The organism is Synergistaceae bacterium (genome assembly GCA_017443945.1).
Lineage (GTDB): Bacteria > Synergistota > Synergistia > Synergistales > Aminobacteriaceae > JAFUXM01.
The window spans coordinates 16,886-27,028 of record JAFSXS010000002.1; the positions used below are offsets into that span (position 1 = coordinate 16,886).

7 protein-coding genes and 1 tRNA gene are annotated in these 10,143 nt (G+C 39.7%); 4 read left to right on the forward strand and 4 right to left on the reverse strand.

Annotated features, from left to right (window positions below):
- Positions 1-60 precede the first annotated feature (60 nt).
- From IJT21_00295 to IJT21_00305, 3 genes are all read left to right on the forward strand, one after another.
- Positions 61-582 (forward strand): TRAP transporter small permease, encoded by a 522-nt coding sequence (locus tag IJT21_00295; GenBank protein MBQ7576687.1) that lies wholly within the window; start codon positions 61-63, stop codon positions 580-582.
- 193 nt (positions 583-775) lie between these two features.
- On the forward strand, positions 776-2,038 hold the full coding sequence (locus IJT21_00300) for a TRAP transporter large permease (GenBank protein ID MBQ7576688.1): 1,263 nt from the start codon (positions 776-778) through the stop codon (positions 2,036-2,038).
- A gap of 60 nt (positions 2,039-2,098) precedes the next feature.
- On the forward strand, positions 2,099-3,319 hold the full coding sequence (locus IJT21_00305) for a threonine/serine exporter family protein (protein MBQ7576689.1): 1,221 nt from the start codon (positions 2,099-2,101) through the stop codon (positions 3,317-3,319).
- Between the two features lie 37 nt (positions 3,320-3,356).
- Here IJT21_00305 and IJT21_00310 read toward each other — a convergent pair whose 3' ends face one another.
- Positions 3,357-3,944, reverse strand: a complete 588-nt coding sequence (locus IJT21_00310; GenBank protein MBQ7576690.1) for a type I restriction endonuclease subunit R — start codon at positions 3,942-3,944, stop codon at positions 3,357-3,359.
- 856 nt (positions 3,945-4,800) lie between these two features.
- The gene (locus tag IJT21_00315) at positions 4,801-7,794 is read right to left on the reverse strand and encodes a hypothetical protein (GenBank protein MBQ7576691.1); all 2,994 of its coding nucleotides are present in this window, start codon (positions 7,792-7,794) and stop codon (positions 4,801-4,803) included.
- A gap of 261 nt (positions 7,795-8,055) precedes the next feature.
- Between IJT21_00315 and IJT21_00320 the strand changes: the two genes are divergently transcribed.
- Complete coding sequence (locus IJT21_00320) at positions 8,056-8,619, forward strand: methyltransferase domain-containing protein (protein ID MBQ7576692.1); 564 nt, start codon at positions 8,056-8,058, stop codon at positions 8,617-8,619.
- Positions 8,620-8,664: 45 nt separating this feature from the next.
- Here the strand turns inward: IJT21_00320 and IJT21_00325 are convergent.
- Both IJT21_00325 and leuB read right to left on the reverse strand, forming a co-directional pair.
- A tRNA-Ser gene (locus IJT21_00325) sits at positions 8,665-8,749 on the reverse strand.
- Positions 8,750-8,788: 39 nt separating this feature from the next.
- A complete protein-coding gene (gene leuB / locus IJT21_00330) occupies positions 8,789-9,871 on the reverse strand; it encodes a 3-isopropylmalate dehydrogenase (protein ID MBQ7576693.1) in 1,083 nt (360 codons plus the stop codon).
- Between the last annotated feature and the right edge of the window lie 272 nt (positions 9,872-10,143).

Genomic DNA, 10,143 nt, shown 5'->3' on the forward strand with positions numbered 1-10,143 from the left:
GAATGAGCCGAAAAGGTTTGTTCCCATTTTTTATTTTTTCTGCGAGGTGAAATTATTTACATGAAGAAAGCCAATCCGCTTATAAAAATTTTATGCAATCTTGATTTAATAATTGCTTCAACGGCTTTGATAATTTTGACTCTGATTACGAGCGTTGGAGTCTTCAAACGTTATGTAATGAACGATCCTATTTTGTGGCAGGAAGAAATTTCTGCGTTCTGTCAAGTATGGCTAATTTATATGGGTGCCAGCGTGGCATTCAGGACGGGGAGTCATGTCGCAATAGAAATGTTAGTAGACGCTTTACCCGAAAAATTACAAAAATTTATGGGCTATGTGATTGACTTAATAGTTTTGTTCGTGCTTGTATTTCTGCTCACAAAATCACAGGCTTATATCGCGCAGGTTTTCGGGCGTTCAGGGAGGCCGACTCCTATTTTGAGAATCCCATATATTTACATTTACGGCGTTGCTCCTTATGGATGCGGGTTGATGATAGTTAGTTATTTTGTCTCGAAATATGCGCCTTTGTTCACGAAATCTATAGAAATCCCCGCAAAGGAGGCAGAAAGCGATGATTAACGCATTAAGTCTCAGTATTGCAGGAGCAGCGACTCTCGTTGTTTTATTGCTCGTCTTGAAGCGTCCGATTCCTGTAGTAATTCTTGCGGCGGCTGTCTTGTTAGTCGGCGTAAATATTCAATGGATCAAGCCTTTTCTTGAATCATGGGGCAAGGCATTAGGCACAAATACAGTTTTAGGAATCTCGGCTGTAATGATGTTAGTGTTGCTGTTCTTGAAGGTTCCTGTTTTCGTGTCAGTTTTCGGCGGCTCATTAATTTACTTCCTGCTCAATCCCGGAATCAATCAAATAATTTTCGGCCAGAAAGCTGTAACAGGCACGGAGAGTCCCTCATTATTAGCGATTCCCTTCTTTGTCTGTGCAGGAACATTTATGAATTATTCAGGTGTTACGAATCGAATCATGAATTTCTGTTCAGCTATAACAGGACGAATGCCCGGAGGACTCGCGCAGGTCAATGTTTTGTTATCGACTTTAATGGGCGGTTTATCGGGTTCGAACTTGGCCGATGCAGCAATGGAAGCAAAAATGTTAGTTCCTGAAATGGAGAAGCAGGGATTTTCTAAGGAGTTCAGCTCGGTTGTTACGGCAGCAAGCGCAATGATTACGCCGTTAATACCGCCGGGGATCGCTATGATTCTTTACGGGTGCATTGCTGATGTCTCGATCGGAAAATTATTCATGTCGGGAATAACTGTCGGCGGCTCGTTGTGTATTGCGATGATGATTCTAGTACACTTTATCTCTAAGAAACGCGGATATTTGCCGATTCGTAATCGTGCATTGACGTGGGGCGAATTTTGGACTCACCTTAAGCCCGCTTTACTGCCTTTGTGCTTGCCGGTAATTATAATTGGAGGAATAAGACTCGGAGTCTTCACAGCAACAGAGGCCGGAGCAATTGCAATACTTTACGCGATAATATTAGGTCTCATTTACGGCGAATTGAGCATTAAAGGAATTATACAAGCCTGCAAAGAAACTGTCTCGACAACGGGCGGAATCATGTTAATCGTATCAGCTGCTTCTGTTTTCTCGTGGGTGTTGACGAAAGAAAGAATCCCCCAGCAATTAACAGAATTTATCGTGTCAATTTGTCCGAATAAATATGCGTTCTTGATTGCAGTAAATATTTTTGTGCTTATAGTCGGAATGTTCATCGAGGGTAACGCTACAATGATTGTATTAGTTCCGTTATTAGCTCCCATTGCGAGACAGTACGGCATTGATGAAATTCAATTTGCTATGATTTACATATTCAATAACGCTATCGGTGCACTTTCTCCGCCTATGGGTACATTAATGTTTGTAACGTGCTCTGTTACGGGCTGCAAGACAAAAACTTTCATGAAGGAAGCAATACCGTTTTATTTGCTGTTAGTTGCGTTATTGTTGTTGTTGACGTTCTGTCCGCCTGTTACTACTGCAATAGTGAAATTAACTTACGGAGGCTAAAATTTTTTCGCGGCGTGTGATAGAATCATGCGCCGTTATTTTTTTATGGGAGGATATATAATGCTTGAAGAAATTCTAACCTTCTGCGTGAATCTAAGCCGGCAATTAATCGTATCAGGTGCAAATCTTGAACGCGTTTATCTGGCCGTAAAATTTATCTGCAAGACCTATAATTTACAGGACGTGAGCATATTTTTATTGAGTTCTCATATTTCAGTGAGTGCGAGCGACTCAGACGGCCATTATGCAGCAAGACAAGTTTCAATACCTCCTGCGGGCATTCACTTAGAGAGATTAAGGACTCTGAATCAATTATCATACAAAGTCGCAGAAATTAAGCCCAACCCTAAAACTTTATCTCAAATGTTATCGCGGGCAATGACCGTTAAAGAATATTCAGACTCTATAATAATTCTTGGCCGTATTATAGCTATGTCAAGTTTGAGCTTTATATTCGGAGGAAATTTTTTAGATTTGCTGCCGGTTATCTGCGTTACTGTGATAATTCATTACTTGTTAAATTATTTCGAGAGAAGTGGCCTAGATAGAATCGTCATGAATATTTTAATTATGTTTATTGCTGCGTCATTTGCGATATTATTTGTGTATTCAGGTCTGGGCGATAATTTAGCGGTAATATTAATCACGGTCTCAATGATAGTAATTCCCGGAATCCCGTTAGTTAATGCGATGAGAAATTTACTTTGCGGACACGAGAATAACGGCATATTGCAAATGCTTAAAATTTTTATTGAGACAATGGCCTTAATGCTGGGAGTATATATTGCGCTGGTAGTCTTCAAAGGTTTTGTCATGATGAGGCCGATTGACGCTTCACACGTGAATAATTATTTATTGATTGTGCTGTCTTATTTTGCGTCGATTGGGTTCGCGATAGTGTTTCAGATTCCGGTAAAAGATTTATGGCTTGCGGGACTCGGCGGAGGGTTGACTCGAATTGCTTTAATTTTGCTGGCACCGTTTAATTTCAGTAGACTGCTGTATATGACTCTTTCGGCGCTAGTTGCTGCGTTGTATGCGGAATTTTTTGCTTTTGCGCGTCATCAGCCTTCTACATATTTTGCTTATCCGTCAATAATTCCATTAGTGCCGGGTGATTTATTCTTTTATGTAATAACGGGGCTTTATCTGGGGAATATTGAATTTGTGCAGGTTAATGCGTTAAATTGTTTATATTCGCTTTCAGGATTGAGTCTCGGTTTTGTGTTAAGTCCGACGGTTGCGCATTATGTGAGGAGAATCAAACTGCGGCAGTTATAATTGAGAGTGAGAAAGGGTGAACATGGCTATTTTATAGCTATTCACTCTTACTTAATAATATTGCTTGATATATTGAATATTTCTTCGTCCTTGATCCCTCACCCACATAACCGTCAAGAGTCAAAATTTCATCATTAGTCTTAATTTCTCCCGCAGACGGCCTTACTGACGCATACACACGACTAAGCCAGCAATAAGTTTTCTCATACTGCAAAAGAAATTTATCAGGAGAGACATAATCCCATGCACGATTCAAGACTCTATAATCCGCCCCAAATGAGTCTTTCTTGTTATTATCATATAAAAATTTTTGCGCCAGTTCGAGTCCACTCAAGCCAAAAATATTTATGTCAACACCGGGAAAATAATCCATACATTTTTTCACGAGATCAGGAATTTGATTATTCACTTCCTCGATATTTTGTATTACAGATTTCATTTCCGACTCATCAAATTTTAGAGACTCTGCTGCATTATCGAACACTCCGACATAATCTACTACAAGGCCGTGCGTTTTCCCGTCATAAGTTCGATTTGTCCTGCACACCGCCTGAATAAGACCGTGATTTTTCATAGGCTTGTCGAGGTACATTACCTGCAATATTTGCGCGTCAAAACCAACCATGATTTATTTTGCGAAAAGTAATTGCGTGGAATGTGAATTCAAGGCAAAATACAAAATTAGTATCTGAATACTCTGCTTAAAGCATATAATTTACGTGGACATCCTGAAGGAGTATTATTTCATTCTGATCGTGGAACACAATATACTTTTGATGAATTCCGACAATTACTCGATAGCATAAATTTTTCGCAATAACTTTCAAATACTGCTTGTCTATATGATAATGCAGCTGTAGAGTCTTGTTTTAAATTTTTGAAAAATAGGAAATAAGTAGGCGAAAGTTTTTGCAATTAAAAGACGTAAAGCAGTCTATAGGATTTTATAATACTAAACGTCCTCATAGTGCTAATAATGGACTTTCTCCTAAATGAGAAAGAAGCAGAATTTGGGACAAAAAATTAACTAATTTTAGTTTTTTATGTCCACTTTATTGACTATTATCCATACTACAGTGCATTTAGTGTAAAATTCCTGTGCTGTGTGGCCGATGTCGTCCGCAAATTTTCTGACGAGATATTCATAACAAACACTTTCGGAAAGTAAATTTTTAGGTGAATTTCTATATGATGATAATATCCTAAAAGCGTTTAAGAATGCCGTTTACTCGCTCTATGACAAATCTTAAGCGGATTATATGCTTTCTGATTATCAGTGAGTGGAACTTTTTTTCTGGTTTTAATTGGATGAAGACTATTTTTATGAATCTTTCTGATACCCTGATAACCTTTGTCAGTTCGCTCTGCTTAAATAATTACGGCCTCCGCAATATAATAATTTTTTCATGAATAAACCTCCTGCAATGAAAAAATTCCCCCGTCATGATAACACACGAGGGAAGCAAAATTAGATTTCAGTATTACCTGATTTTTCTTATGAAATTTGTTAACGAAATTCCGGCAAGCATAATTAACGCCGCATTCAAGCCAATATTACAGCCCGAACTGCCGCCGCCTGAGTATTGCGAACTTTCTTTATCGCTGTCATCGTCAGTGTCAGTGTCGCCGTCATCAGCCTCCGAGTTTGAAGTCGATATTACAGGAATATAAGTCCCTTTTTCAAGATACACAGCAACATTAATATCGCCTTCAGCAGGTACTCTTGTTATAACATTTCCGTCATCGTCAAAGAATTTATAATTTTCCGATTCTGCGCTTAATTCGACTCCGCCTGACCCGTTATCCGGCAGTAAGTGTAAAAATATTTCGTCTCCCTCAACGAGTTTGGCATTAGTCAAAATATTTCTCGGAACTGCGAATACATAATAAAAATTTGCGGCCGATTCAGTAACCCCTATCGTAGGTAATGCAAGCTGGATAGTCTGAGTGCTGGGAATTAAATTTTTCTGTGCATCGGTTAAATCGTCGATATTGTTAGCACCGTTCCACATTCCATTAGGAACAAACCAGACAGTCTCTGAAGAGTCAAGACCGAGAGATAGTCTCATTTTGTTAAGGCTTTCTTCTGTAAGTTCTGCATTCTTTACCATTCCAGCAGTTTTGGGAGTTGTTCCCGCAAGTTGCAGCGTTATACAGGCTTTGAATGGATTTGCGTCGCCGCTCTCGAAGAAAATTACATCATATGTTCCGTCAGGTATTGCTCCCCACATGCCGTCATCTTTTATGGAGCTTCCGCCGTATTCAAGTTGATCGACATTAAGATAAAAGAGGCTCATTGCAGCAGTAGAGACAAACGGCCCGTACACAGGATATTCAACGCCGTAAACTTTAAATTTATCGCTTGACGTTTTCCAATATTCATCAGGTTCGTAACCATTTTCAAATAAACTTTTGTATTCGACACTATCAAGCTGAAGAAGTCCCATTTCGTTCGGAATAGTCGTATCTTTTGACGATACATAAATACTCGCCATATCTTTGTTCACAAGATAAAAAGTAACTTCCGTTCCATCATCAAAACAAGCAGTAGGCTTACCCTCTGCGTTTACAGATTTTACAGCTAAAATGAATCTTCCGGACACAGGACGGTCAGGAACTGAAATATTAGCTTTCGTGGACGCAGGAAAATCATTAACCAGCTTGTACATAATTAAATCTTTAACAGGATCAGCCTCTGAATCTGAAGGGTTATCATCAATCGTGAAGGCTTTTATACAAGCATTCATCGGAGTCTGCATTAGTGTTACTGTTCCGGTCGTCGAGTCCGTTTCCTCTAAGTATGTAGAAGTCCCGTCTTCCCAGTTCTCGCCGTCTGCCGAAAACCAGCTCTCAAAATCGTGGACAGCAGCAAAATTTGAATATCCTTTGATTTTAACTTCGACAGCAACAGGGCAGTAATATTCTGAGTTCGTAATCTTCAAGACCACTGTAAAATATTCGCCCTTAGTCAAAGATTTCTGATCTGAACCTGAAAATTTAACGGTGTGATAGCCGGGATATTCAAAAGTGTCCGAGCCTGACAAAATTATTTTAGCAGTGTCATCATAGGGTACTATAGCCGGTCTATCAGCCTGAGTATAAATTGTCCATTCTACTTTTGCATTGCTGTCGGTTGTATAGAATGAAATACCTTCAAGTCTTTCACCGCTTGATTTTACTTTGAAGGCGTTGGCTGCCCATGCGGTTTTATTGTCCTTATAACCTGCTTCTTTGCAATATCCCATCGGATCATGTTCGTAGACTCTAATATTTTCGGGCATGTCTTCAACAATATAGGCTAAAGTTAATTGGATAGGCTGCTCGTATGTAAGCCAGAAATATCCGCCGTCAGGGTTACCAGTAACTTTGTCTTCAGGATTTGGCCAATCTGTATTCCAGTTATTACGGACAAGCCACGCACCGTTAATCTTAGGCCGATGAGCTTCATTGAAATTTTCTTTTGGGTAATTATCGTCCCATCCTATTATTGCTACGGCATGATTTACGGAAACATTATCTTTTCCGTCATAATAAAAGGCATGATTGGGACGATTTAGATATGCTTCGTTATGAATTGCCAAATAGCACATTTCAACTGCGCCGTACTGCATTATTAAACGTTTCGTCATTGCCGGATCAGGTCTTAATACAGAATCCGTTGCATCAATATCATCACGCGCTCCTATAACTATTCCCGTAGTTACTTTAGAACCGAACAACGCATCAGTAAGCCTAAGTTTCACGTCAAAGCTTCCTCCGGCAATATTAGCTGTATTAGATACTGAAGGTATTTTATCCGGACTAACTACATCTTTCAATATTGCTAAAGAATAAAATTCACGATACAAGGGACAAGCATTGTTTTGCTTTAACGTTAGCCATATATCCTTTGAATATCCCATTTCATTGATAAATTCATAAGAAAAATAGGGCATATCCGTTTCCAATATCGGGCCGTCAAGTCGTGTAAAATAAGCCAGACTCACATTAGGAAATCCTCCCTCAAAGATCGCTCCAGAATCAGTACCCGACATTGAATTAGCCCAGGCTTTTTCCTCTGTGTCGGCATTAGTAAAAATAGCTCTGGTTCTGTCAGCGTCATTTTTTGCAAACCAGGCCAAATGAAGCGGAGAAAAGTTTACATCTCTTGAGTCGGCAAGTTCACCCGCAAAATTTGCAACCTTTGCATATTCGTCATCACTTAACAATCGCGTCAAATAATTGCTTTCAACGGAACTCAAGGCAGCAAATGACCAGCATGTTCCCCAAGGATTTTGCTCCCTGATTGGAGGTATTCTGCCGTAATCTCTTAAATCATAAGACACTGGGAGACCGCTGTCAGCAGCAATGGAAACTTGGGGGGGGGGGGTGTGCCTAGTTATGAATGAAGAATTTGAAGGCTGGATTCCTGCATAAACCGGAACAGCCATTGAAATAATGACTGCAGCAAGTAAAACACTTTTTAACATTCTCAATTTGAGATAACCTCCTTAAAAATTTTATTTACAAATAATATACCATAAAATTAAGTTTTGTCTCAGTGAATATTTGCATTATTGGCACGGAAAATAGAATCTAGCTGCCTGGACGTACAGGAGACTGACTGCCTGCGGGATTATAAAAATTTTGATACAATTTCAACATGTTATACGCGGAAAAATTATAAATTAATCAAGCAAAATATAATCTCACCTGTATAATAATAGCAAGTAAATTAATTTTGGGGGAAAATACAAATGCACTTCAGAGAAAAATTTATATTCCTGAAACGCTTTGCAAAATCGCCCGGCAGAATCGGCAGCGTTACACCGAGTTCAAAATTTTTGACACGTGCAATGTTAGACCGGGTTGACTGGGAAAACGCAAATTTTATAGCAGAATTAGGCGCAGGAACGGGAGTATTTACGCGCGAAATAGTCAAACGTGCAAAACCTGACGCAAAAATTTTAGTCTTCGAGATAGATCCTGATCTGCAAAAATTAATCAAGGACGAGCACCACTCGCACGGGGGATTAACACTTCACAGCGACGCTCAGAAATTAATAACTCACATGCAGGAATTCGGAATAAATCAACTTGATTACGTAATATCGAGTCTTCCGTTTACTGTTTTGCCGCGAAAAATGACAGTTAGAATCCTTGACGCTGTAGTAAAAGCTCTCAAACCGGGAGGACATTTCGTCGCGTATCAGTATTCATCGATAATGCGGCACGTTTTGCAGAAAAAATTTGCGAAGATCAAGACTCGTTTTGTGATGTTCAATATTCCGCCGGCATTTGTTTATGATTGCAGCAACTAAAAAATTAGCTCTCCTGAACTCAATCGGGGGAGCTTTTATCAACAACGGAAACGCAGAGATTCGAACTCTGGGAGCATTTCTGCTCTTACGCTCTCCAAGCGCACGCCTTCGACCGCTCGGCCACGTTTCCACACAACAGACGCATTATAGCACAAAAAATTTCTTTGCTCTACAACTTAGAGATTATCGCTGCTTTCATTTGCGAGCCTGTAATTAATTTCGTGCCTTCAGTGTAAATATCAGGAGTCCGCAAACCTTCGCGCAAAACTTCATCAACGGCATTCTCTATTTTGTCAGCTTCATTATTCATGTTAAAGCTATAACGCAGCATCATAGCACCTGCTAAAATTGTCCCGATCGGATTAGCTTTGTCTTGACCTGCAATATCAGGGGCTGAACCGTGAATAGGTTCATATAGTCCGCGATTGTCTTCACCTAAACTAGCGCTGGGAATCATTCCGATAGAACCTACGATTTGACTCGCTTCATCTGAAAGAATATCGCCGAAAGTATTTTCTGTTACAATAACGTCAAATTCTGAAGGGACTCGAATTAACTGCATTGACGCATTATCGACGTATAAATGATTTAATTTGACTTCGGGGTAATCTTTCGCGACATCCTCGACAATTTCGCGCCAGAATCGTGAAGTGTTCAAGATATTTGCTTTGTCAACGGAAGTAACAATTTTTCGCCGTCCCATTGCCATTTTGAAAGCTACATGAGCTATGCGCCTGATTTCGTGTTCGGAGTACTGCATTAAATCACTTGCTGCGCGTTCGCCCTCAGGAGTCGTAAAATATTTATGTTCGCCGAAATAAATTCCGCCCGTCAACTCACGAACTATAATAAAATCTATTCCCTTTTCTGCAATGTCTTTGCGTAATGGGCAGGCACCAGCGAGGGGAGCAAAAATTTTCGCAGGTCTTATATTCGCAAAAACTTTCAATCCTGCACGTATTCCCAGTAAACCTTTTTCGGGGCGTTTTTCGGGAGGTTGATTGTCCCATTTCGGTCCTCCTACTGCGCCTAATAGTGTAGCGTCTGAGTCCTGACAAATTTTGAGACTCTCAGCCGGTAAAGGTTCGCCGTATTTATCTATTGCGTTGCCTCCCATTGCGACACTTTGAAATTCGAATTTTCCGACGCGTTCTAACACTTCAAGAGTCGCGCCAATGACTTCCGGGCCTATGCCGTCGCCGGGGATAACTGCTATTTTTTTCACGGATAATTCCTCCTTATAAAATTTTATACTGGCAAATAATATTAGCACATAGTTTATATAGTCAACGCACTTAATTTTCTATATACATTTACAATAAACATTTTCGGAAAACCATGACAAAATATTTTTGTTGAGCTAAAAACTTGAATATTTATAAAAATTTGTTGTACGTGTGCGAGACAAAACCCCTAAAACCCGTTTTTTCTCGCGCTCTTTTTCCCCACCCGTAATTATAAATGTGTGTTTCCGAAAGACTTTAATGCAAATAATTTATCGCGCTTATAAATTCATTCTTCCCA